Here is a 22,434-nt window from a genome sequence, read left to right as displayed (position 1 = left end):
GTCCATAGCTTGTACAAGCTATAGGCTAGGCCCGGCCGAACCGTCCCACCCGGCCTCCGCCAGCGAGTCCCGAAGGAACAGCCATGCCCCTTGCCCATTCCCCTCTCTTCCGCTGCCCCGTGTTCGACGGCGCGGCCGATCCCGCCGTCATCCACCGCCGCGGCACCGGCGAGTGGTGGATGTTCTACACGGCCCGCCGCGCCACCCTCACCACAGACGGCGTGGACTGGATCACCGGCACCCGGATCGGAATTGCCGTCTCCAACGATGCCGGAGCCACCTGGCAGTACCGCGGCGTGGCGGAGGGGCTCGATCCGGAAGACTCCCCCGGGCTGAATACCCACTGGGCGCCGGAGGTGGTGTGGCATGACGGCGAATATCACATGTTCCTGACCTGGGGCGCGGGCGCTCCGGGCACCTGGGCCGAGCAGACCAGGCGTCGCCTGGTGCCCTTCACCAGCCCCGACCTGGAGCAGTGGGAGTTCGCGGGCCGGGTGGACGTCGGCTCCGAAAACGTCATTGACGCTGCCTTCGCCGTGGTGGCGGACGGCCGGCTGCGCCTGTGGTTCAAGGACGAGGTGGACGGCTCCACCACCTGGTCGGCGGTGTGGGAAGAAACGGCCCTCCGGGAAGAAACGGACGACGGCGGCGGCAGCAGCGGCAGCACCGCCGTCGGGCGCGCCGGACGCATGGGTTCCGACGGTCATTGGCGGGCCGAGGGCCAGGTGATCGGGCTGCCCGCCCACGAAGGTCCCAACGTGTTCCGGCTGGGCGGCTGGTACTGGATGGTGGTGGATGAGTGGCGCGGCCAGGCCGTGCACCGCTCGGCCGACGGCCTCACGTGGACCCGGCAGGAGGCCAACGGCGGCCTCATCCTGGACACCCCCGGCACCGGAGCGGACGACGCCACCTACGGGCGGCACGCGGATGTGGTCACCCAGGGCCACCACGCCTACATCTTCTACTTCACGCATCCGGAGTGGCAGGACACCGAGATGGCCAACGGCCTGGAAGATCCGGCCCGGGCGGTCCGGGAGCAGCGCACCAGCATCCACGCGGCACGGCTGCATGTGGAAGGGGACGTCCTGGTCTGCACACGCGACCTGGACGCCCCCGTTCACCTAGACCCGGCGCTGCTTGGGCACTAGCTGCCCGCCCTGTCGACAGCCAGGCGGATCATGCTCCACGACACCGCAGGGAGCTCGGCGGTGAGCCGGCCGCCGTCGAGCTTTACACTGACGTTTTCGCCGGGCAGCACCGAGGTGGAGTCATCCGCCGTCGCCTGCCAGTATGGGTACTTGTTGGCGTAGGTGACTGCCTCGACAACCTTCGCGTTCCCCAGCCCGGCGACGGCGGCGTCCAACGCGAGCGGTTCCGTCGCCGAGCGGTTCACGGCAAACACCACGGCCTCCCCGGATGCCTCATCGAAAGTGGCCACGGCGGACAGCGCGGCGAAGTCCGCGGTCTTGCCGCCGCTGAGGAGCGGGGATTCGACGGCGAGCTGCAGCACCGTGCCCCTGGCGTGCTCCGAGGTCAGGGCAAACGGGTGGAAGGTGGTCTGCTTCCAGGCGCGGCCGCCGGGTTCGGTCATGATCGGGGCGATGACATTGACCAGCTGCGCCAGGCTGGCGGAGTGGACGCGGTCGGTGTTGCGGAGCAGCGTGATGAGGAGGTCGCCGACAACCACGGCGTCCGCCACGGTGTAGCGGTCCTCGAGCAGCACGGGGGCCACGGGCCAGTCCTTGCCGGTGGGCGACTTCGATTCGTCGCGGCTCATGTGCCAGACGTTCCACTCGTCGAAGGAGATGTTCACCTGCTTGGCGGACTTCTTGACCGACTTCACATGGTCGATGTGCGCCACGATGTCCTTGATGAACGCCTCCATCCGGTGCCCGGACGAGAGGTGCTCCTGCAGATCGCCGAAGTCCTCGAAATATTGGTGGGCGGAGATCAGGTCCACGAGGTCGTAGGTTTCGGTGAGGACCACGCGCTCCCACTCGCCGAACGTGGGCATGCTCGGGGCGGAGCTGCCGCAGGCCACCAGCTCCAGGCCGGGGTCCACCATCCGCATGGCGCGGGCAGTATCGGCAGCGAGCCGGCCGTATTCGGTGGCGTTCTTGTGGCCGATCTGCCAGAAGCCGTCCATCTCGTTGCCCAGGCACCACATTGTGATGCCATAGCCGTTTTCGGCCCCGTTGGCCCGGCGCTGGTCGGAGAACGCCGTCCCGCCGTCGACGTTGCAGTACTCCAGCAGGTCCAGGGCTTCCTGCGTACCGCGCGTGCCCAGATTCACGGCCATCATCGGTTCGACGCCCGCTTTGGCGGACCACTTGGCGAACTCGTCCACGCCCACATGGTTGGGGTCGGTGGAGTGCCAGGCCAGGTCCAGCCGCGCCGGCCGCTGCTCCACCGGCCCCACGCCGTCCTCCCAGCGGTAGCCCGAGACGAAGTTCCCGCCGGGATAGCGGACCGTGGACACGCCCAGTTCGCGGGTGAGCTCCAGGACGTCGGTCCGGAAGCCGTCGTCGTCGGCTTTCGGGTGGCCCGGCTCGAAGATGCCGGTGTAGACGCAGCGGCCAAGGTGCTCCACGAAGGCACCGAAGGTGCGGCGCCGGACCGGGCCTACGGCGAAGGCGGGGTCCAGGGTGATCTTGGCGGTGGTCGGTTCGGTGGTGCCCACGTAACATCCTCGTTTTCTCGTTCTCTACAACGTTATAGAAGATAATTGTTAGCGTTCATCCCGGATCCGTCAAGGCCGGTCCGGGCCTCGTCCGGCTTAACCGCGCAAGCCCGCATCCGTTACGGATGCGGGCTTGCTGAACGGCCGCCGCGGCCGCGGGGACCGCCTGAGCTGGACCCCCTACAGCCCGCCGGCCAGCTTGTAATACGCCGCGTTCCAGTTCAGTTCCTTCTTGAACTGCTTGATGGTGGTGCCCTCGTCGATGGTCAGGAGCTCGGTCTTCGCAATCTCGGCGAAGTCCTCGAATACGTCCATGCCCACCTGGGTGGACAGCACCGTGTGGTGCGCTGCACCGGCGGTCAGCCAGGCCGCGGCGGACGTCGCGAAGTCCGGTTTGGGAGACCACAGCGCCCGGGCCACCGGCAGGTTGGGCAGCGGTTCGTCCAGGTCCACCACGTCGACGGCGTTCGCCACGAGGCGGAAGCGGTCGCGCATGTCGGAGAGGGCCACCACAACCCCGGGTCCGGCGTCGGTGTCGAACACCATCCGGACCGGGTCCTCCTTGCCGCCGATGCCCAGCGGATGGATCTCCACGCGCGGTTTGGTGGAGGTAAGCGACGGGCAGACCTCCAGCATGTGCGCACCGAGGATCTTCTCCTGCCCGGGCGCCAGGTGATACGTGTAGTCCTCCATCAGCGAGGCGCCGCCGGGCAGGCCCGAGCCCATCACCTTGGCGGCCCGGACCAGAATGGCGGTCTTCCAGTCCCCCTCGGCGCCGAAGCCGTATCCGTCCGCCATCAGCCGCTGCACGGCCATGCCGGGCAGCTGGCGCAGCTCGCCCAGGTCCTCAAAGGAGGTGGTGAACGCGGCGGAGCCGTTGGCCTCGAGGAAACTACGCAGGCCCAGTTCGATCCGCGCGCTGTACCGGAGCGATTCGTGCCGCGCTCCCCCGGCCTTCAGTTCCGGCGCTACGTCGTAAAGGCGCTCATATTCCTCAACGAGCGCGTCGACGTCGGACTCAGCGGCGCCGTGCACTGCATCGGCGAGCTCGTTCACGGACCAGGTGTTCACCGAGACGCCGTAGCGGAGCTCCGCCTCGGTCTTGTCGCCCTCGGTGACGGCCACGTTGCGCATGTTGTCGCCGAAGCGGGTCAGCTTCAGGGTGCGGACGGCGGCCCAGCCGGCGGAAGCGCGCTGCCACACGCCCACCTGGCGCGAGACCTCGGGGTTGGACACGTGGCCGACCACTGTCTTGCGCGGGATGCCCAGGCGGGACTGGATGTAGCCGAACTCGCGGTCGCCGTGGGCGGCCTGGTTGAGGTTCATGAAGTCGAAGTCGATATCCGCCCAGGGCAGCTCAACGTTGGCCTGGGTATGCAGGTGCAGCAGCGGTTTGCGCAGCAGGTCCAGTCCCTGGATCCACATCTTGGCCGGGCTGAAAGTGTGCATCCAGGCGGTCACGCCGATCACGGAATCGTCGGAGTTGGCTTCCAGCGCGGTGCGGCGGATGGCGTCCGAATCCGTAAGGACGGGCTTCCAGACCACCTTGACCGGAACGTCCGGGGACCCGTTCAGCGCGTTGGCAATCTCCTGCGACTGCGCGGCGACCTGCTTGAGGACGTCCTCACCGTAGAGGTGCTGGCTGCCGGTAAGGAACCAGACCTCATACTGCCCGAGCGAAGTTGTGTTGGCGGACGTGTTGTTGGCGTTGCTCATGGGGGTTCTCCTGAAGAAGTGGGCGGCCGGCGCTACTGGCCGTAAACGTTCTGGTAGCGGGCATAGAGGGATTTGATGCTGGCCTGGTCGATGGGCAGCGGTTCGCCCAGCTGGCGGGAGATATGGACGGTGCGCGCCACTTCCTCGCACATCACGGCGGCCTTCACCGCGGCCCGGGCATCCTTGCCGATGGTGAACGGCCCGTGGTTCTGCATCAGGACCGCCGGCGACGTGGAGTTCCGCAGCGTCTCCACAATCCCCTGGCCGATCGAGTCGTCGCCGATCAGCGCGAACGGGCCCACCGGGATGCTGCCGCCGAACTCGTCGCTCATCATGGTCAGCACGCAGGGAATGGCCTCGCCACGGGCCGCCCATGCCGTGGCGTAAGTGGAGTGCGTGTGCACTACCCCGCCCACTTCCGGCATATGCCGGTAGACGTATGCATGCGCAGCAGTATCCGACGACGGCGAGAACGGCGGATTGCCCCACTCCCCGTCCGCCGGGGTGCCGTAGAGGTCGGTGACAACCATGCTCTCGGGCGTGAGGTCCGTATAGGAGACTCCGGACGGCTTGATGACCATCAACTCGTGGCCGGGAACGCGGGCAGAGACGTTGCCGGCCGTCCACACCACCAGTTCATAGCGGGTGAGTTCGGCGTGCAGTTCGCAGACCTCGCGGCGGACCTGCGCAATGGTTTCCAGGAGGTCGCTCACGCGGACACCTCCTCTTCGGCCGGATTATTGGAGGCTGCTTCGGTGGCAGCCGGTCCAGCGGGGGCCGCAAGCGGCGGCCTGGCCGCGCGCTGGATGGCCTTGAGCCGGTGCATCACGCTGTTCGTGCCGCGGCCGAAGTAGTCGTGCAGGGTGCGGTACTCCCGGAAGAGTTCCTCGTAGGCAGCAACATTTTCCGGAATGGGAATATAGACCCCGCCGGGCTCGGATCCCATAGACGCTGCGGCAGCGCGGATGTCCGGGTATTCGCCCGCCGCGACGGCGGCGTGGATGGCCGAGCCCAGAGCAGGCCCCTGGATGGAGCCGACGGTGGACAGTGGCAAGCCGGTGACGTCCGCATAAATCTGCATGAGCAGCTTGTTCTTGAGCAGGCCGCCGGCCACGATGAACTCCTTCACCGGCACTCCCGAGTCGCGGAAAGCGTCCACGATGGTGCGCGTGCCGAAGGCCGTGGCTTCCAGCAGCGCGCGGTAGGTGTCTTCGGGGCGGGTGGCGAGGGTCTGGCCCACCACCACGCCGGACAGTTCATGGTCCACCAGCACGGAGCGGTTGCCGGAGTGCCAGTCCAGGGCAATGAGCCCGTGTTCGCCGATGGCTTGGCGGGAGGCCAGCTCGGTGAGGTATTCGTGGATGCCCAGTCCCTGCTCGGCGGCGGCCTGGTGGTATTCGGGCGGGACCCCGTTCGCGGTGAACCAGCCGAAGATGTCGCCCACCCCGCTCTGGCCCGCTTCGTAGCCCCACAGTCCGTCGACGATTCCGCCGTCCACCACGCCGCACATGCCCGGGACTTCACGCAGCTCGGCGCCGTTCATCACGTGGCAGGTGGAGGTGCCCATGATGGCCACCAGCTGCCCGGGCTCCACCGCCTTCGCCGCGGGTGCCGTGACGTGGGCGTCCACGTTGCCCACTGCCACCGCGATACCTTCCGGCAGCCCGGTCCAGGCCGCGGCCTCGGCCGTCAAGTAGCCGGCAGCGTCGCCGAGCCTCCCGATGGTGTGCTCCAGCTTGGTGCTGACAAAATCCTTGAAGCCCGGGTTCAGGGCCGCCAGGAACTCTTCGGACGGGTAGCGGCCGTCCTGGAAGATGCCCTTGTACCCGGCGGTGCAGGCGTTGCGGACGTACGTGCCGCAGAGCTGCCAGACGATCCAATCGGCAGCTTCCACCCAGCGGTCCATGGCGGCGTAGGCGTCCGGGTCTTCCTCCAGCAGCTGCAGTCCCTTGGCGAACTCCCACTCGGAGGAGATGAGCCCGCCGTAGCGCGGCAGCCAGGCTTCTCCGCGTTCCGCGGCAAGGGCGTTGATCCGGTCCGCCTGCGGCTGGGCGGCATGATGCCGCCACAGCTTGACGTAAGCATGCGGCCGGTTGGCGAAGCCGGGAAGTTCGTTCAACGGTGTGCCGTCGGCCTTGACCGGGACCATGGTGCAGGCCGTGAAGTCGGTGGCGATGCCCACCACGGCCGCGGGGTCGATCCCGGCGTCGGCAATGGCAGCGGGCACCGCACGGCGGAGCACGTCACGGTAATCGTTGGGCACCTGCAGCGCCCATTCCCCGGGGAGCCGAGCGGCTGTTCCATCTTGTACGTCCGCCAGGTCCGCCGGGAGCGCATTGGTGACCACGGCGTGCGGGTACTCAAATACGCCGCTGCCCAGTTCCTTGCCGTCCCGGACGCGAACCACCACGGCCCGCCCGGACAGCGTGCCGTAGTCCACGCCGACAACGTAGTGTTCTTTGCCGTCTCCTGTGACGCCCATGATGTCCTCCCGTAACCTGCCCGCATCTGCGCCGGCTTCACCAATTGTGAGCGCTAACAAGTTCTGCGTCAAGTAGTCTGCGTGCACTCCCCCGGAGGCGGCCAGGGTGCCTGATGCCCGGAAATAGCGATTCCACTGTGATTTGCTTCACAGCAATTTGAGGCCTAATATTAGGTCAGTTGTTAGCGCTAACAGAGGTGTTGCGTGAGCATTGGTCACAACGACGTCGGCCCACGCCCTGCGGTTGGGCGAGCGGACAGCAGTGGCCGACATTACGGCGAGGAGCATTTCGCTTTCCGCTTCAGAACCAGTTCGCGGCGCATCCCCGCCGTGGAAGGAGAAACCGTGAGAATCAAGAAACTTCTGGGCGTCGTGGCAGTCGCCCTGGCACTAACGGTCGGGGCCACCGGCTGCGGATCCCGGCCGGGCAGCGCGCCCGCCACCGGGAGCGCGGACACGGCGGGCGCCCTGGTGGGAATCTCCATGCCCACGCAGACATCCGAACGGTGGATTGCCGACGGCGGGAACGTGGAAAAGTCCCTGAAGGACCTCGGGTACAAGACCGACCTGCAGTTCGCCAATGATGACATCCCCACGCAGGTATCCCAGATTGAAAACATGCTGACCAAGGGCGCCAAGGCCCTGATCATCGCTGCCATCGACGGCACCACGCTCACGGACGTCCTGGCAAAAGCCAAGGAGCAGAACGTCAAGGTTATCGCCTACGACCGGCTCATCAACGGCACGCCGAACGTGGACTACTACACCACATTCGACAACTACACCGTGGGCGTCCAGCAGGCCACCTCGCTGCTCACCGGCCTGGGCCTGCTCGACGCAAGCGGCAAGAAGGTTGACGGCAAGGGCCCGTTCAATGTCGAACTCTTCGCCGGCAGCCCCGACGACAACAACGCCAACTTCTTCTGGACCGGAGCGATGGACACCCTGAAGCCGTTCATGGATGCCGGCACCCTGAAAGTGCCCAGCGGGCAGACCAAGTTTGAACAGGCTGCCATCCTCCGCTGGCAGGCACCGGTTGCCCAGAAGCGGATGGAGGACATTCTCACCGCGGCTTACAGCTCCGGCACCAAGCTCGACGGCGTTCTGTCGCCTTACGACGGCCTGTCCATCGGCATCATCTCGGCTCTGACCAGCACCGGCGGCTACTCAAAGGGCAACCTTCCGATCGTCACCGGACAGGATGCAGAAAAGGGCTCCGTGAAGTCCATCATCGCCGGGGAACAGTACTCCACCATTTTCAAGGACACGCGCAAGCTCGGTGAGCAGGCCGTCAAGATGGTCGATGCGGTCCTCAAGGGCCAGGAGCCTGAAACCAACGACACCAAGACCTACAACAACAAGGTGAAGGTGGTTCCCGCCTACCTGCTGGAGTCCGTGATCATCACCAAGGACAACTACAAGCAGCAACTTATCGACTCCGGTTATTACACGGACGCCGACGTCAAGTAGGCACCGTGAGGGGTGCGGCCGGCGGCTGGCCGCACCCTTCCTGGGGCCCTGCATCCGCAGGAGCCCAGCTCCAACCAGTCAGCGGGAAATGAGCATGAACGCACCCATCCTTCAAATGCGGGGAATCACCAAGACCTTCCCCGGTGTCAAAGCCCTCCAGGACGTCACCCTTGATGTCAATCGAGGCGAAGTCCACGCCATCTGCGGCGAAAACGGGGCCGGCAAATCCACCCTCATGAAGGTGTTGTCCGGTGTGTACCCGCACAACACCTTTGATGGCGACATCCTCTTCGAGAACCAGCCCTGCGACTTCGCCACCATCAGCGACAGCGAAAAGCGCGGAATCGTCATCATCCATCAGGAACTGGCGCTGAGCCCGTACCTGTCCATCGCCGAAAACATTTTCCTCGGAAACGAGCTGGCCACCCGCGGCTGGGTGGACTGGCGCAAGACCAACGTCGAAGCAGCGAAGCTGCTCGCCCGGGTGGGACTCAATGAGAACCCGGTGACGCCTATCCAGCACATCAGCGTCGGCAAGCAGCAGCTGGTCGAAATCGCCAAGGCGCTGTCGAAGGAAGTCAAGCTGCTCATCCTGGACGAGCCGACGGCGGCGCTCAACGATGAAGACTCGGACCACCTGCTCGACCTCATCCTGCACTTGAAGCAGCAGGGTGTCACCAGCATCATCATCAGCCACAAACTCAACGAAATCCGCAAAGTGGCGGACGCCGTGACCATCATCAGGGACGGCAAATCGATCGAGACCCTCCGCCTCGATGAAGGCCAGATCACCCAGGAACGGATCATCCGCGGCATGGTGGGCCGCGACCTCGAAAGCCTCTATCCGGACCGCGCCCCCGTCATTGGCGAGGAGGTCCTCCGGATCGAGGACTGGACGGTCCAGCATCCGCAAGACCACTCCCGCACCGTGGTCCACAACGCCAGCCTGAACGTCAGGAAGGGCGAAGTGGTGGGCCTTGCCGGGCTCATGGGAGCCGGCCGCACAGAGCTGGCCATGAGCGTGTTCGGCAGGTCCTACGGACGCGCGCTCTCCGGGAAGGTGTTCAAGTACGGGCAGGAAATAGACACCTCCACCGTCCCGGACGCCATCCGCAACGGGATCGCCTACGCCACGGAAGACCGCAAACACTACGGTTTGAACCTGATCGAGGACATCCAGCGCAACATCTCCATGGCCGCCCTCGGCAAGCTCGCCAAACGCGGCTGGGTGGACAGCAACAAAGAGACCACGGTGGCCAACCGCTACCGGAAGAGCATGAACATCAAGGCTCCCTCGGTCGCCGCTATCACCGGAAAACTCTCCGGCGGCAATCAGCAGAAAGTGGTCCTGAGCAAGTGGATGTTCTCCGACCCCGATGTGCTGATCCTGGACGAACCAACCCGGGGCATCGACGTCGGCGCCAAGTTTGAGATCTATACGATCATCGCCGAGCTCGCAGCCGAGGGGAAGGCCGTGATTGTGATCTCCTCCGAGCTACCCGAACTCCTGGGCATCTGCGACCGGATATACACCCTCTCGGCCGGGCACATCACCGGTGAAGTTCCCATCGCGGAAGCCTCCCAGGAAACCCTTATGCATTACATGACCCAAGAAAAGGAATAACGACCCATGTCAGCCCTACGAGAATCCCTCGGCTTCCTGACAAGCCGCCTCCGCCAGGTCGGCATCTTCGTCGCCCTGATTCTGATCGTCATCCTGTTCCAAGTCCTCACCGACGGTATCCTCCTGCAGCCGCAGAATGTCACCAACCTCGTAGTCCAAAACAGCTACATCCTGATCCTTGCCATCGGCATGGTCATGGTCATCATTGCCGGCCACATTGATTTGTCGGTCGGTTCCATTGCCGGCTTCATCGGCGCGGTGTCGGGCGTGATGATTGTCCATTGGGGCTGGGCCTGGTGGATTGCCATCCCGGCCTGCCTCCTCGTCGGTGCACTTGTGGGCGCCTGGCAAGGTTACTGGATCGCGTATGTTGGCATCCCCGCCTTCATCGTGACGCTGGCAGGCATGCTCATCTTCCGCGGCCTGACACTGATCACCCTCAAGAACCAGCAGATCACGCCGTTTCCCAATGAACTGCGCGCCCTCGGCGGCGGCTTCCTCCCGGACATTTCCGGCGGGACCTCCGTCCTGGAGTGGCTGACGGTCATCCTCGGCGTCGGCGGGACCGCGGCCATACTCTTCCAGGCCATCAAGGAACGCCGCGTTCGTCGCAAGTTCCACCTGGAAAACGAGCCCCTGGCCTGGTTCGCCACCAAGACAGCCTTCATCGCCTTCCTTATGCTGGCAATCACCTTCCTGCTGGCAAGCTACCGGGGAACACCGATCGTCCTCATAGTTCTCGCCGTCCTGGTTATCGTTTACTCCGCGCTCATGAACAACAGCATCTTCGGCAGGCACACGTACGCTATCGGTGGCAACCTGCACGCAGCACAGCTGTCCGGTATCAAGACCAAAGCCGTGACCTTCCGGCTGTTCGTGAACATGGGCGTTCTGGCTGCGTTGGCCGGTCTGGTCTTCACTGCACGCCTGAACTCGGCCCAGCCGGCTGGCGGTACGGGCTTCGAACTCGATTCCATCGCCGCGGCCTTCATCGGCGGCGCCGCAGTACAGGGCGGCATCGGGACCGTTGCCGGGGCCATGATCGGCGGCCTCATCATGGGCGTCCTGAACAACGGCATGTCCATTCTGGGTCTGGGTACGGACTACCAACAGCTCATCAAGGGCCTGGTTCTTCTGCTCGCCGTCGGCTTCGACATCTTCAACAAGAACCGCAGCGCCAGTGGGTCCGGGTCCGCCACCGGCAAGCGGTTCAAATGGAAAGGCACCCCGCCTGCTGCCTCAGAACCCGTCACGCCGCCCGTTCAGCCGGAAGCCGTACGCGCGAACTCCGTGAGGTAGCCCCGCGACCTCATAATCTCTCAACAAATGCCTCGGTCGATGGTGGTGCGGTACTTGCCCGCACCACCATCCGCGGCTCCACCACCGTGGTGCTTGCCCCGGCGCCGTCTTCCAGCAGCCTCAGCATCAGGTCTACGCAGCGGCGGCCGAGCTCTTCGAAGTCCTGGCGGACGGTGGTGAGCGGGGGCGTGAAGAAGCCCGCCTCGGGCTGGTCATCGAAGCCCACCAGGGACACATCCTCCGGCACCCTCACGCCCGCTTCACTGAAGGCGCGCAAGACCCCCAGCGCCATCTGGTCGTTGCCCACGAACAGCGCCGTGGCAGTACGCTCGACGGCGAGCTTCTGGCCGATGCCGTAGCCGCTGCCGGCGCTCCAGTCGCCCTCAACAAAAAGGTCGGCAGGCAGCCCCACTGCTGCGAGCGCCTCCCGCCAGCCCTCGGTTCGCTCGGCGGCATCGATCCAGTCCTGGGGCCCGGAGATATGCCCGATGCGCTTGTGGCCACGCTCAATCAGATGCTCGACGGCGAGCCGCGCCCCCCGCTTCTGGTCCACCATGGCTCCGCTGAACCTGCCTGCCCCGCTGGAACCGACCACCACTACCGGCACATCCAGGTTCAGCACTTCCAAGGCCTCCAGGGTTCCGGTGTGCGGCACCAGGGCCACTATGCCGTCGACGCCCTGGTCCATAAAATGGCGTGCGGCATCGGCGATCGATTCCGCGCTGACCTCGCGGATGGCCGCGATGCTCACGAAATAGCCGGCATCGCGGGCGGCCTGCTCCACACCGAGTAGCGTGTTGGCGGGCCCGTACTGGGACAACTCGCTGGCCAGGACGCCGATGGTGTGCGAACGCCGCGTCACCAGGCTGCGCGCCGCGGTGTTCCGCCGGTATCCCAGTTCGGCAATGGCCGCCTCAACACGCTCCCTGGTCGCTTTGCTCACGTTGGGGTGGTTGTTGATGACGCGGGATACCGTTTGGTGCGAGACGCTGGCGCGTTCCGCTACATCTTCAAGTCGCGGAAGGCGCCGCTCGCTGCTGTAGGCCATGAAGCTATTGTGCGCGAGCCTGCAGCGCATCCACGAAAGCATTCGTGAAATTTATAGTTGAAGATTCAAGTAAATGCTTCTACAATGGATTTATGACACCAACACTTGACGGCCCGCCGGTTCTCTTCCTAAGCCACGGCGCCCCTCCCCTGGCAGACGACGCGCGCTGGACCAGCGAGCTCAGCGCCTGGTCGGGCACCTTCGGTAAGCCCAAGGACATCCTTATGGTGTCCGCGCACTGGGAAAACGCGCCGGTGACCCTCAGTGCCACAGTCAACAAGCCGGGGCTGGTGTACGACTTTTGGGGCTTCCCGCAGAAGTACTACGACGTCACGTACGACGCCCCCCAAGCCGGGGAGCTGGCCACCGAAGTGGAGAAGCTCGTTGCCACCCACGGCCACCACGTGGAACGCGACGAGGAACGCGGCTTGGACCACGGCGCCTACGTGCCGCTCGTGGAAATGTTCCCTGAAGCCGATATTCCGGTACTTCAGATGTCCATGCCCACCCTGGATCCGCAGGGCCTGTTCAACCTCGGCAAGACGCTGGCGCCGCTGCGTGACCGCGGCACGCTCATTGTTGGCTCAGGCTTCACCACGCACAACCTGCGCTGGTTCAACCCCGCCGGCGGCCCGGACACCACGCCGCCCTCAGTGTCGAGCGAATTTGACCACTGGGCAGAGGAAACCATGGCGGCCGGCGACGTCGACTCCATCCTGGATTTCCTGCACAAGGCCCCGGCCGCCCGCGAGGCACATCCGCGCAGCGAGCACTGGGCACCGCTCTATGTCGCCCTCGGTGCTGCCTACGAGTCCGGCGATCTCGCCGCAAGAACGGCCATCGACGGCTTCTGGTTCGGCCTGTCCAAGCGGTCGTGGACGCTCACGTCTAAGTAGCAGGTGCCCGCGGCGGGGCCGGCTCACCCGCAGCGGACCTAGGCGGGGATTGTCGGTGTGCGTCGAAAAGCGACGACGGCGATGACTGCGGCGGTCCCGGTGGCGGCAGCCGTGGCGTAGGCCATGTTCGTGTAACTTCCGAGCCAGGCTGCGAGTGCAGGTCCGGCAACCGGGGCGATGGCGGTGACTGCCGTCAGCGGTGCCGCGAACAATCCCTGCAAAGAGCCGAGATGCTGTGTTCCCCACCGCTCAGCCACGACGGTGGCCTGGAGGAGGGTCTGGCACCCGCGGACGGCGCCGGCGAGCATCCCGGCGGCCACCAGTGCGGGCGCGGGTCCGGGAATGGCGGCGAGAAGCAAGGCGGAGGCGGCGGCGGTACCGGTGATGACCGGCAGCCGCGCACCGGCGGGGATGGCGGAGAATACCAACCATCCGCCCACCTGCCCGGCACCCACGAGGCCGAGCCCGAGCGCGGCCGTGGCGTAACCGACCCCCTTTTCCATCAACACCGGGATGATATTCAGCGTCACGGTGTAAAGACCGAGGCACAGCAGGACCATGAGTGCCTGCAGGCCAAGGAATTCACCACTGCGGCGGATGGTGCGCACTGCATCCCGCTGGTCCGTCACAAGTGGCCCGGTAGCGGCCGGAGCCCAGTCCCGGTTCAGGTACCGGGCGTGCAGCGGCACCGTAATGAGTCCCATGACGCCGGCGAGGACGATGAAGGCGCCCCTCCAGCCGAACGCGGACGTCAGGGCTGCGGTGACCGGCGCGAAAATGGTGGAGGCGAATCCGGCGACGAGAGTCAGTACAGTCAGCGGCCGCAGACGGGCGGTCCCGTACCAGCGGCTGATCACCGTGAAGGCCGGCTGGTACAGCACGGCTGCCTGCGCGATGCCGGCAAGAAGCCAGGCCGCAAAGAACACGGGCAGGTTCGGCGCCGCCGCAACTATGCCCAGGGCCAGCACTCCGATGATGGATCCGCCGATCATCAGCGTGCGCGGCCCGGACCGGTCGAGGAACCTGCCGACGAAGACCCCGGCCATGGCGGACACCAGCAGGCCGGCGGAAAAGGCCGCCGTCACCAGGGCCGTGCCCCAGCCGGTGTCCTGGCTGATGGGGCGGACCGCAGCGATCAGCGCGTAATACAGGACGCCCCATCCGATGGTCTGGGTGATGCACAACGCAGCGAGGCCGCCGCGAGGTGCACCCTCCGCGACCAGGACCCGGGCGGGAGCGGGCGCGGTCACTGTCAGTTCCCGGTGAGCTCCGCGTACAGCTTCCGGACACGGGCCCTGATGTCGTCCCGGACCAGGCGCATGCGTTCCATGCCTTCGATGCCGCGTTCGGAGGGTTCGTCCGTTTCCCAGACCTCAAAGCGCGTGCCTTCGTGGGGTTCAAGTTTCGCTTCGGTCCCGAGAATCACCACCACGTCGACGGCGTCCAGGACCTCATCCGCGACGGGCTTGGGGTGTTCGCCGCTGATGTCGATGTCGAGTTCTGCCAGGGCGTCCACGGACTGGGGGTTCAGCGTTTTGCCGGGTTTGGTCCCGGCGGAGTACACCGTGACGGTCCCGGCAGCGAGCTGGTTCATGAGCCCGGCGGCAAGCTGCGATTTTCCGCCGTTCTTGCTGCAGACGAACAGGACGGCGGGCTTTTTAGTGGTCTCGTTCATGCGGTGGATTCTTCCTTGCGGGAGCCGGGGTTGGTGAGCAGTGAAGCGGCCAGTGCTTTGACCCGGTCGTGGATCTCGTCGCGGATGATCCGCACCGCCTCGACGGGCAGTCCGGCCGGGTCCGCCAGCTCCCAGTCCTCGTAACGCTTGCCAGGGTAGATGGGGCAGGAGTCGCCGCAGCCCATTGTGATCACTACGTCGGAGGCGCGCACCACGTCATCGGTGAGGGGCTTGGGGTATTCCTTGCTCAGGTCCAGCCCCATTTCAGACATCACGGTCAAGACGACGGGGTCGAGTTCAGCGGCCGGCAGGGAGCCGGAGGACCGTACGCGGATCCTGCCCTTGGCCTCGACCGTGAGCAGGGCGGCGGCCATCTGGGAGCGGCCGGCGTTCTGCACGCAGACAAACAGCACTTCGGGCACCTCGGAGGCGACCGCGCCTTTGGATTTGGCCAGGGCATTGAGCCGGTCGCTGGCGAAATGTTCGGTAGTGGATGGCAGGTAGGCGCTGATCTTCGCGGTCCGGGCCAGGGCCGTATAGGACTCGAAGACGTAGCGTTCCACCGTCTCTGCGGCAAACACACCGGCAAACCGCTCCGCCAGGCGCGCGCTGATCCGGTGCAGCAGTTCGGTGTTGTCCTGCAGGCCCAGGCCGTGTTCAGGGTGGTCAGTCATGTTTGCACTCCGGTGGGGTCGGTTGACGAAAGCATGCGAAGGAGGTCAGTTCTCGCCGGAGCGGCCGTGGGCCAGTCCGGTGGGGAATCCGACGAGGACCGGTTCGGGCGTTCCGCAGCAGCCGCCGGAGGTTTCGGCCACAAAACCTGCGGGCTGGGCCGCGGGGATGTCGCAGCTGGTGCCGATGTCGGAGGAGCAGACACCCGTTTCGGGGAGCTCGAGCTGGACGGTGTCGGCCGCCTTCCGGTCCCCTGCCAGGGCAGCGGCGACGGAGCGTACCTGCTCGTAGCCGGTGGCGAGCAGGAAGGTGGGGGCACGGCCGTAGGACTTCATGCCGACGATGTAGAAGTCTTCCTCCGGGTGGGCCAGCATCCTGGCGCCGTGGGGTTCCACCGTGCCGCAGGAATGAAATTCGGGGTCGATCAGGGGGCCGAGCTCACGCGGGGCTTCCACACCGGGGTCGAGTTCCAGCCGGAGTTCCCGGAGGATGCCCAGATCGGGGCGGAAGCCCGTGGCGGGCACCACGACGTCGGCCTCGAGGGTGCGGCCGTCTGTGGAGGTCAGGGTGGCGGCGCCGCCGGCAGCTGCGAGGGCGGCGATGCCGAACCCCGTGTGAAGTTCCACGGCGCCGGACTCGACGAGGCTGCGGAGCCGGCTGCCCAGCTGGCCGCGGGCGGCGAGGCCGTCAGCGTCGCCGCCGCCGTAGACCTTGGCAGCGGAGGAGCCGCGGATGGCCCACACGATCTTCGTCCCGGGCACCTGGGCCGCGAGTTCGGAGAGGTTGAGCAGCGTGTTGGCGGCGGAGTGGCCGGCGCCGATGACGACGACTGTGCGACCCTCGAACGTTTCGCGGTCGCGGCCCAGGACGTCCGGCAGCGGAGACGAGATGCGGGCAGCCGCCTCAGCCTCGCCAAGGGCGGGCAGTCCGGAGGTTCCGAGCGGGTTGCGGGTGGACCAGGTGCCGGAGGCGTCGATGACACCGGCGGCCTGGTAGTCGCGGACTTCCCCGTCGGCGTGTTCCACCCGGACCAGGAAGGGTGTGGCGTTCCGGTGACGGCTGTGGGTTTTGTCCATGCCCTGCCGGGTCACGGCCACGACGCGGGCGCCGGTGTGCAGGCGGGACGCGATCGCGGGCAGGGAAGCCAGCGGGGTGAGGTACTGGTCGATGAGTTCGCCGCCGGTGGGCAGCGCCGTCGGCTCCGGCGCTTCCCACCCGGCGGTGTCGAGCAGGCGGACGGCGGCAGCGTCGGTGTTGTACTGCCACGGGGAGAAGAGCCGGATGTGGCGCCACTGCTCGATGGCTGCGGCGGGGGTGGCGCCGACCTCGAGGATCAGCGGCTCCACGCCGCGTTCGATCAGGTGGGCTGCCGCGGCGAGGCCGATGGGTCCGGCTCCGATGACAGCTACGGGAAGGGGTGTGGTTACAGCCATGGCGTCCTCTGTTTCATCCGGTGGGGCGGCGGTGCATTGCGGGGGGCTTGCCGGTCCTTGTGGGACCGGCAAGCGGCGGAGGAGCTGGTCAGCAGCAGTCCAGATCGCTGTCGCAGCAGTCCTGGCTGGTGCCGGTACAGGTCGAATCAGTGCAGCAGTCGGTATCCATTCAGCTCACCCCCTTCCCGTTGTGAACAACTAGGCGTGGGTTGGTTCTTCGACCAGGGCGGTCGCGATACTGTCCGCATCATCCAGGGCGGCGAGGTAGCCTTCGGCGTCAAGGGCGGCGGCGCACCCGGTGCCGGCGGCGGTGATGGCCTGGCGGTAGCGGTGGTCCACGGCGTCCCCGCAGGCGAACACACCGGTCAGGTTGGTGACGGTGGTGGGCGAGTCCACCTTGATGTAGCCCTCGGCGTCGAGGTCAACCTGGCCCTCGACAAGTTCGGTGCGCGGCACGTGTCCGATCGCCACGAATATGCCCGTTGCGGCATGTTCGCGGGTTTCGCCGTTCCGCGTGTCTGTCAGTGTGACGCCGGTGACCTTGGGGTCGCCGTGGATGGCGGTGACGGCGGAGTTCCAGGCGAAGCTGATTTTCGGGTTGTCCTTGGCGCGCTGCGCCATGATGCGGGAGGCGCGGAGTTCGCCCTTGCGGACCACCACGGTGACGTTCCGCGCGAAGCGGGTGAGGAAGGTGGCTTCCTCCATGGCGGAGTCGCCGCCGCCAACCACGATGATGTCCTGGTCGCGGAAGAAGAAGCCGTCGCAGGTGGCGCACCAGGAGACACCGTGGCCACTGAGCTTCTTCTCCTCGGGCAGGCCGAGCTCTTTGTACGCAGAGCCGGTCGCGAGGATGACTGCGGGTGCCTCGTGGATGTCTCCGGCGCCGGTGACCACCCGCTTGAGGTGTCCGGTCAGCGTCACTTCGGTGACGTCGTCGAACACTACCTGCGCGCCGAACCGCTGCGCCTGCTCCTGGAGCCCGTCCATCAGTTCAGGGCCCTGGATGCCCGCGGGGAAGCCCGGGAAGTTCTCCACTTCGGTGGTGTTCATCAGGGCGCCGCCGGCCGTTACCGAGCCGGCAAGGACCAGGGGCTTCAGGCCTGCGCGGGCGGCGTAGATGGCCGCTGTGTAGCCGGCAGGGCCTGATCCGATGATGATCAGCTGTTGGGTGCTCACTTCGGTGCTCACGGAAGGTCTCCTAGGTTCGGGCGGTTACTTGGCGGCGGGAGTAAGGGAGGCGATGAGGTCCTCGATGCGGGCCTTGATATCGTCCCGGATGGGGCGGACGGCAGCCACGCCCTGTCCGGCCGGATCTTCGAGTTCCCAGTCTTCATAGCGCTTGCCGGGGAAGATCGGGCAGGTGTCGCCGCAGCCCATGGTGATCACCACGTCCGATTCCTTCACGGCCTCCGTGGTGAGGACCTTGGGGATCTCGGCGGACATGTCGATTCCCAGTTCGGCCATGGCCTCAACAGCGGCCGGGTTGACCTTGTCCGCGGGCTGGGAGCCGGCGGAGCGGACCTCGATGGCGCCCTTGGAGAGGGTGGTGAGGAACGCCGCGGCCATCTGGGAGCGGCCTGCGTTGTGGACGCAGACGAACAGGACGGAGGGCTTCTTGGCGGCTTCGGTGCTCATGGGGTTCTCCTGAAGTGTGTGGGTTAGACGGAAAGGGGGCTGGGCGTGAAGTAGCGTTTGCGGGCCCAGAGGGCTGCATAAACCAGTGCAACAAGGACGGGGACCTCAATCAAGGGGCCGACGACGCCGGCCAGGGCCTGCCCGGAGGTCACTCCGAAGGTGCCGATCGCCACAGCGATGGCGAGCTCGAAGTTGTTGCCCGCGGCGGTGAAGGCCAGGGTGGTGGTTTTTGCGTAGCCCAGGTCCAGCCACTTTCCGATCAGCATGCCGGCGCCGAAGACCACCAGGAAGTAGACCAGCAGGGGCAGGGCGATCCGGACCACGTCGAGCGGGCGGGAAGTGATGGTACCGCCCTGCAGGGCGAAGAGCAGGGTGATGGTGAAGAGCAGCCCGTACAGCGCCCAGGGGCCCAGCCTGGGCAGGAAGCGGCCTTCATACCAGTCGCGGCCCTTGGCCTTTTCTCCGATCGTGCGGGTGAGGAAGCCGGCCAGCAGCGGGATTCCAAGGAAGATCAGCACCGACGCGGTGATGGCCCAGAAGGAGAAGTCAGCGCTCGTGGTCGGCAGGCCCAGCAGGGAGGGCAGCACCTGCAGGTAGAACCAGCCCAGCGCGCCGAATGCGATGACCTGGAAGACGGAATTGATGGCCACCAGCACCGCGGCGGCTTCCCGGTCGCCGCAGGCGAGGTCGTTCCAGATCATCACCATGGCGATGCAACGGGCCAGGCCCACGATGATCAGGCCGGTCCGGTATTCCGGCAGGTCCGGGATGAAGATCCAGGCCAGGGCAAACATGAATGCCGGGGCGAGGACCCAGTTGAGAACCAGCGAAGTGATCATGAGTTTGCGGTCCGCGACGACCCGGTGGGCCTGGTCGTATCGGACCTTCGCCAGCACCGGATACATCATCACCAGCAGGCCGATGGCGATCGGCAGCGACACCTCACCGACCTTGACTGCCTCAAGTGCGGTGTTCAGGCCCGGAATGAAGCTGCCCAGGAGCAGGCCCAGGACCATGGCGGCGATGATCCATACCGGCAGGAACCGGTCCAAGGTGGAGAGTTTGCCGACGACGGCGGCCTCGCCTCCACGAGTGGGCGACGGGATGGTCTGGGTTCTCACGGGACTCCTGTGCTGCATTTGTGCTGCTCTGCGAAAGATTGATGTTTGTCGATATGAAGTATTCCCAACTATATCGATGAATGTCAATCTGTGTGCATAATAGACGCATGAATTCTCTGCAAACTGTTGAGCCGGCCCTCGACGAGGCCTGCTGCGCGCCGTCCGGTCAGCCTGTCCTCAGTGCTGAGGATGCCCGGCGCAAGGCCCTCGTGTTCAAGGCCCTGTCCGATCCCAATAGATTGCGGCTGCTTTCCATCGTCAAGAGCGGCGGGTCCGGGGAGGCCTGCGTCTGCGATCTCACTGAGCCACTGGACCTGGGGCAGCCCACCGTGTCCCATCACCTTAAGATCCTCGTCGACGCCGGCCTGCTGCATCGCGAGAAGCGCGGCACGTGGGCCTACTACTCCCTCGTTCCGGGCGCCCTGGAGCAGACGGCCGGCCTCCTGGCGTCCCTGTGAGCCACAGTCCGGCGCCCGACGTCAGGGTTTTGGGACGACGCGAAAAAATTGCACGGATGGCCCACGGCAACGCTGCGGGCCAATGGCGGGACACCGTCCTCATCGAACGGCGCACACAGGTCCTTTAGTTCTTGTGCCACGCACACGGCAGCGGCAAGAGTAGTCCCTGGGAGCTGACGACGCGACCGCAACCAAGGAGGAAACCATGAACGCCGAGACCCCCGCCATCGAGGACCGGTTGCACGCGATGCTGGAAAACATCAGGATCGCGACAGCCAACACGCGCCAGGCGATGGATTCACCCGGAGACGAGGACTGGGTGCAGGACGGCGAGTCGGACGCCGAGTACCTGCGGTCGATCCAGCGCGATACGATCGCCAGGCTGGACGCCACGGCCCGGGACATCGAAGCAATGCTGCCCGTCAGGCAGGCTGGGAGCTGAGGGCGGTCAGCCCCGCCAATTTACCTTCACCAACGGGTTCTTCGGGCAGCAACGGAATGAGGGCCACCCGGTCCGTGAGGGTGTGCACTTTCGTGATCTGTTCGATCTCGTTCGCGGCGCGGGCCCGAAGGAACGGTGTTTGCGGGTGTGCGGCGGCGATCGAGTTGTTGATCACCCAGGCCCACGGGTGAATCCCGGCCCTTTCCAGGTCATCCTGCAGCTCCACGGCTTCCAGCACAGGCGTCGTTTCGGCCAAGGTGACCAGGACAACCTTCGTCTGCGCCGGGTCCTGAAGCCGCATGAGCGGGGTAACGAACCCCATTGTGGCGCCAACCTGACGGGCAATCTCCCGGTGGTACGAACCCGTTGCATCCAGGAGCAGCAGCGTGTGGCCGGTCGGCGCCGTATCTATCACCACAAAGTTCCGGCGGGATTCCTGCACCACCCTGGAGAACTGCCGGAACACAGCCACCTCGTCCGTGCACGGGGACATCAGGTCCTCGGCCAGTGCAGCGCGTCCGTCATCGTCCAGGTTCCGGCCCTTGGTCTCCATCACGTGGCTGCGATATTCCTGGATGGCCGCTTCCGGATCGATGCGGGAAACTTTCAGGCCCGGAATGGAGCCGTGGAGCGTTTCGGTGAGGTGCGCCGCCGGGTCAGTGGTGGTGAGGTGGACTGCATGACCCCGCCTGGCCAGGGCCACCGCGATGGCGGCCGCCACCGTGGTCTTCCCGACGCCGCCCTTGCCCATGCACATCACGAGGCCGTGGCCATCCAGCTCTATTTCGTCCACCAGCGCAGCAAGAGGGGCGTCCTCAACCTCCGGGACCCGCGCTGCGTCACCGGTGCCGGAACCTGTGACGCCGGCACCGGAAGTTGCCGCAAACAGTGTCTCCAGCGCCGGAATGCCGACCATATTGCCCGGCTTCAGGTCCAGGACATCGCGGGGCAGGCCGGCGACCGCCTCGGGAATGGCCCCGATGGCCGCAGCCTCCCGCGCCCGCAGGGCCCGCGCCAGTTCCTCCTCGCCGGCCGCTTCCGGCAGGACGCCGTTTAAGACGACGTAGCCGCTACCGATCCCGATCTGGTTGAGCTCCAGGTAGGTCCGCTCGATCTCGCCCAGCGACGATGTCTGCGCACGGCTGACCAGCACAAGCCGCGTCCTCGCCGGGTCGGTGAGGGCCCGCACAGCCTTGGCATATACCTGCTTGTGCTTCTCGAGCCCCGACAGCGGGCCCAGGCAGGACGGGTCCCCCTTGCCGGCCGCCAGGAAATCGGTCCACGAGCCGGGCAGCTGCAACAGGCGGATCGTGTGGCCGGTGGGTGCAGTATCGAAGAGGATGTGGTCATACTCCCCGTAGGAGCTGTCGTCGGCGAGCAGGTTGGTGAATTCGTCGAAGGAGGCGATCTCCGTGGTGCACGAACCTGAGAGGCTCTCGGCGATCCCGGCCAATTCACTCTCGGGCAGCAGTCCGCGGACGGGCGCGATGATGCGTTCCCGGTAGGCTTCGACGGCCTGCTCCGGGTCAATTTCCAGCGCAAAGAGACCCGATACATCCGGGATGGCAGTGACGGTGTTCCCAATGGTCACGCCGAAGACCTGCCCCACATTGGACGCGGGGTCGGTGCTGACCAGCAGGACCCTCTGACCGGCCTTGGCGAGGGAGAGCGCTGTTGCACACGCCACGGAGGTCTTGCCCACGCCGCCCTTGCCGGTGAAAAACAGGAAGCGGGGCGCGTTCTCGAGAAACTTCACCCGGCCAGCATATCGACAATGGTCGAT

20 protein-coding genes are annotated in these 22,434 nt (G+C 65.9%); 7 read left to right on the top strand and 13 right to left on the bottom strand.

Translation table 11 applies throughout. The annotated features are described in order from the left end of the window. Positions 1–83 precede the first annotated feature (83 nt). Positions 84–1,148, top strand: coding sequence for a family 43 glycosylhydrolase (locus AC1MDG_RS01220; RefSeq protein ID WP_479806960.1), 1,065 nt, complete (start codon positions 84–86; stop codon positions 1,146–1,148). Here the strand turns inward: AC1MDG_RS01220 and arfA are convergent. From arfA to araB, 4 genes are all read right to left on the bottom strand, one after another. Next, the gene (gene arfA, locus AC1MDG_RS01215; protein WP_479806958.1) at positions 1,145–2,680 is read right to left on the bottom strand and encodes an arabinosylfuranosidase ArfA; all 1,536 of its coding nucleotides are present in this window, start codon (positions 2,678–2,680) and stop codon (positions 1,145–1,147) included. The genes AC1MDG_RS01220 and arfA overlap by 4 nt on opposite strands. A gap of 180 nt (positions 2,681–2,860) precedes the next feature. Then, complete coding sequence (araA, locus tag AC1MDG_RS01210; protein ID WP_479806957.1) at positions 2,861–4,396, bottom strand: L-arabinose isomerase; 1,536 nt, start codon at positions 4,394–4,396, stop codon at positions 2,861–2,863. 32 nt (positions 4,397–4,428) lie between these two features. Then, positions 4,429–5,109: an L-ribulose-5-phosphate 4-epimerase gene (locus AC1MDG_RS01205; RefSeq protein ID WP_479806955.1), complete on the bottom strand. Its 681-nt coding sequence runs from the start codon at positions 5,107–5,109 to the stop codon at positions 4,429–4,431. Next, entirely contained in the window at positions 5,106–6,878 is a 1,773-nt protein-coding gene (gene araB, locus AC1MDG_RS01200) for a ribulokinase (protein WP_479806954.1), read from the bottom strand. The genes AC1MDG_RS01205 and araB overlap by 4 nt, the downstream gene beginning before the upstream one ends. Positions 6,879–7,223: 345 nt before the next feature. Here araB and chvE point away from each other — a divergent pair, with 345 nt between their 5' ends. From chvE to mmsB, 3 genes are all read left to right on the top strand, one after another. After that, a complete protein-coding gene (chvE, locus tag AC1MDG_RS01195; RefSeq protein WP_479806953.1) occupies positions 7,224–8,348 on the top strand; it encodes a multiple monosaccharide ABC transporter substrate-binding protein in 1,125 nt (374 codons plus the stop codon). Between the two features lie 94 nt (positions 8,349–8,442). After that, the gene (gene mmsA, locus AC1MDG_RS01190; RefSeq protein ID WP_479806951.1) at positions 8,443–9,972 is read left to right on the top strand and encodes a multiple monosaccharide ABC transporter ATP-binding protein; all 1,530 of its coding nucleotides are present in this window, start codon (positions 8,443–8,445) and stop codon (positions 9,970–9,972) included. Positions 9,973–9,978: 6 nt separating this feature from the next. Next, complete coding sequence (gene mmsB / locus AC1MDG_RS01185; RefSeq protein WP_479806949.1) at positions 9,979–11,271, top strand: multiple monosaccharide ABC transporter permease; 1,293 nt, start codon at positions 9,979–9,981, stop codon at positions 11,269–11,271. 10 nt (positions 11,272–11,281) lie between these two features. Here the strand turns inward: mmsB and AC1MDG_RS01180 are convergent, their stop codons facing one another. After that, positions 11,282–12,319: a LacI family DNA-binding transcriptional regulator gene (locus AC1MDG_RS01180; protein WP_479806948.1), complete on the bottom strand. Its 1,038-nt coding sequence runs from the start codon at positions 12,317–12,319 to the stop codon at positions 11,282–11,284. Between the two features lie 92 nt (positions 12,320–12,411). On the opposite strand from AC1MDG_RS01180, the gene AC1MDG_RS01175 reads away from it, so the two are divergent. After that, a complete protein-coding gene (locus AC1MDG_RS01175; RefSeq protein WP_479806947.1) occupies positions 12,412–13,215 on the top strand; it encodes a dioxygenase family protein in 804 nt (267 codons plus the stop codon). A gap of 38 nt (positions 13,216–13,253) precedes the next feature. Here the strand turns inward: AC1MDG_RS01175 and AC1MDG_RS01170 are convergent, their stop codons facing one another. The 7 genes from AC1MDG_RS01170 to arsB form a co-directional block, all read right to left on the bottom strand. Next, positions 13,254–14,465, bottom strand: a complete 1,212-nt coding sequence (locus tag AC1MDG_RS01170; RefSeq protein ID WP_479806946.1) for an MFS transporter — start codon at positions 14,463–14,465, stop codon at positions 13,254–13,256. A 2-nt stretch (positions 14,466–14,467) separates the two neighbouring features. Further along, on the bottom strand, positions 14,468–14,890 hold the full coding sequence (locus AC1MDG_RS01165) for an arsenate-mycothiol transferase ArsC (RefSeq protein ID WP_479806944.1): 423 nt from the start codon (positions 14,888–14,890) through the stop codon (positions 14,468–14,470). Further along, the gene (locus tag AC1MDG_RS01160) at positions 14,887–15,564 is read right to left on the bottom strand and encodes an arsenate reductase ArsC (RefSeq protein WP_479806942.1); all 678 of its coding nucleotides are present in this window, start codon (positions 15,562–15,564) and stop codon (positions 14,887–14,889) included. Before AC1MDG_RS01160 ends, AC1MDG_RS01165 begins: the two co-directional genes overlap by 4 nt. A gap of 45 nt (positions 15,565–15,609) precedes the next feature. Beyond that, a complete protein-coding gene (locus tag AC1MDG_RS01155; RefSeq protein ID WP_479806940.1) occupies positions 15,610–16,995 on the bottom strand; it encodes an NAD(P)-binding domain-containing protein in 1,386 nt (461 codons plus the stop codon). A 198-nt stretch (positions 16,996–17,193) separates the two neighbouring features. Continuing rightward, a complete protein-coding gene (gene trxB, locus AC1MDG_RS01150; protein ID WP_479808994.1) occupies positions 17,194–18,171 on the bottom strand; it encodes a thioredoxin-disulfide reductase in 978 nt (325 codons plus the stop codon). 36 nt (positions 18,172–18,207) lie between these two features. After that, entirely contained in the window at positions 18,208–18,630 is a 423-nt protein-coding gene (locus AC1MDG_RS01145; RefSeq protein WP_043476883.1) for an arsenate reductase ArsC, read from the bottom strand. A gap of 23 nt (positions 18,631–18,653) precedes the next feature. Then, entirely contained in the window at positions 18,654–19,751 is a 1,098-nt protein-coding gene (arsB, locus tag AC1MDG_RS01140) for an ACR3 family arsenite efflux transporter (protein WP_479806938.1), read from the bottom strand. Positions 19,752–19,858: 107 nt separating this feature from the next. Between arsB and AC1MDG_RS01135 the strand changes: the two genes are divergently transcribed. Together AC1MDG_RS01135 and AC1MDG_RS01130 are read left to right on the top strand one after the other, a co-directional pair. Next, complete coding sequence (locus AC1MDG_RS01135) at positions 19,859–20,209, top strand: ArsR/SmtB family transcription factor (RefSeq protein ID WP_479806936.1); 351 nt, start codon at positions 19,859–19,861, stop codon at positions 20,207–20,209. Between the two features lie 205 nt (positions 20,210–20,414). Further along, positions 20,415–20,651: a hypothetical protein gene (locus tag AC1MDG_RS01130; RefSeq protein ID WP_479806934.1), complete on the top strand. Its 237-nt coding sequence runs from the start codon at positions 20,415–20,417 to the stop codon at positions 20,649–20,651. Here AC1MDG_RS01130 and arsA read toward each other — a convergent pair. Next, entirely contained in the window at positions 20,632–22,407 is a 1,776-nt protein-coding gene (gene arsA, locus AC1MDG_RS01125) for an arsenical pump-driving ATPase (RefSeq protein ID WP_479806932.1), read from the bottom strand. The two genes, AC1MDG_RS01130 and arsA, sit on opposite strands and share 20 nt — an antisense overlap. Positions 22,408–22,434 lie beyond the last annotated feature (27 nt).

The sequence above is a fragment of the Arthrobacter sp. AIWTK1 genome (genome assembly GCF_056680535.1).
This window is presented reverse-complemented; position numbering and strand designations above follow the sequence as displayed.

Bases quoted from the DNA above. Each gene is read 5' to 3' on its own strand.
- AC1MDG_RS01220 (WP_479806960.1), top strand. From the start codon at position 84: ATGCCCCTTGCCCATTCCCCTCTCTTCCGCTGCCCCGTGTTCGACGGC.
- araA (WP_479806957.1), bottom strand. From the start codon at position 4,396: ATGAGCAACGCCAACAACACGTCCGCCAACACAACTTCGCTCGGGCAG.
- araB (WP_479806954.1), bottom strand. From the start codon at position 6,878: ATGGGCGTCACAGGAGACGGCAAAGAACACTACGTTGTCGGCGTGGAC.
- mmsA (WP_479806951.1), top strand. From the start codon at position 8,443: ATGAACGCACCCATCCTTCAAATGCGGGGAATCACCAAGACCTTCCCC.
- mmsB (WP_479806949.1), top strand. From the start codon at position 9,979: ATGTCAGCCCTACGAGAATCCCTCGGCTTCCTGACAAGCCGCCTCCGC.
- AC1MDG_RS01180 (WP_479806948.1), bottom strand. From the start codon at position 12,319: ATGGCCTACAGCAGCGAGCGGCGCCTTCCGCGACTTGAAGATGTAGCG.
- AC1MDG_RS01175 (WP_479806947.1), top strand. From the start codon at position 12,412: ATGACACCAACACTTGACGGCCCGCCGGTTCTCTTCCTAAGCCACGGC.
- AC1MDG_RS01165 (WP_479806944.1), bottom strand. From the start codon at position 14,890: ATGAACGAGACCACTAAAAAGCCCGCCGTCCTGTTCGTCTGCAGCAAG.
- AC1MDG_RS01160 (WP_479806942.1), bottom strand. From the start codon at position 15,564: ATGACTGACCACCCTGAACACGGCCTGGGCCTGCAGGACAACACCGAA.
- AC1MDG_RS01155 (WP_479806940.1), bottom strand. From the start codon at position 16,995: ATGGCTGTAACCACACCCCTTCCCGTAGCTGTCATCGGAGCCGGACCC.
- AC1MDG_RS01145 (WP_043476883.1), bottom strand. From the start codon at position 18,630: ATGAGCACCGAAGCCGCCAAGAAGCCCTCCGTCCTGTTCGTCTGCGTC.
- AC1MDG_RS01135 (WP_479806936.1), top strand. From the start codon at position 19,859: ATGAATTCTCTGCAAACTGTTGAGCCGGCCCTCGACGAGGCCTGCTGC.
- AC1MDG_RS01130 (WP_479806934.1), top strand. From the start codon at position 20,415: ATGAACGCCGAGACCCCCGCCATCGAGGACCGGTTGCACGCGATGCTG.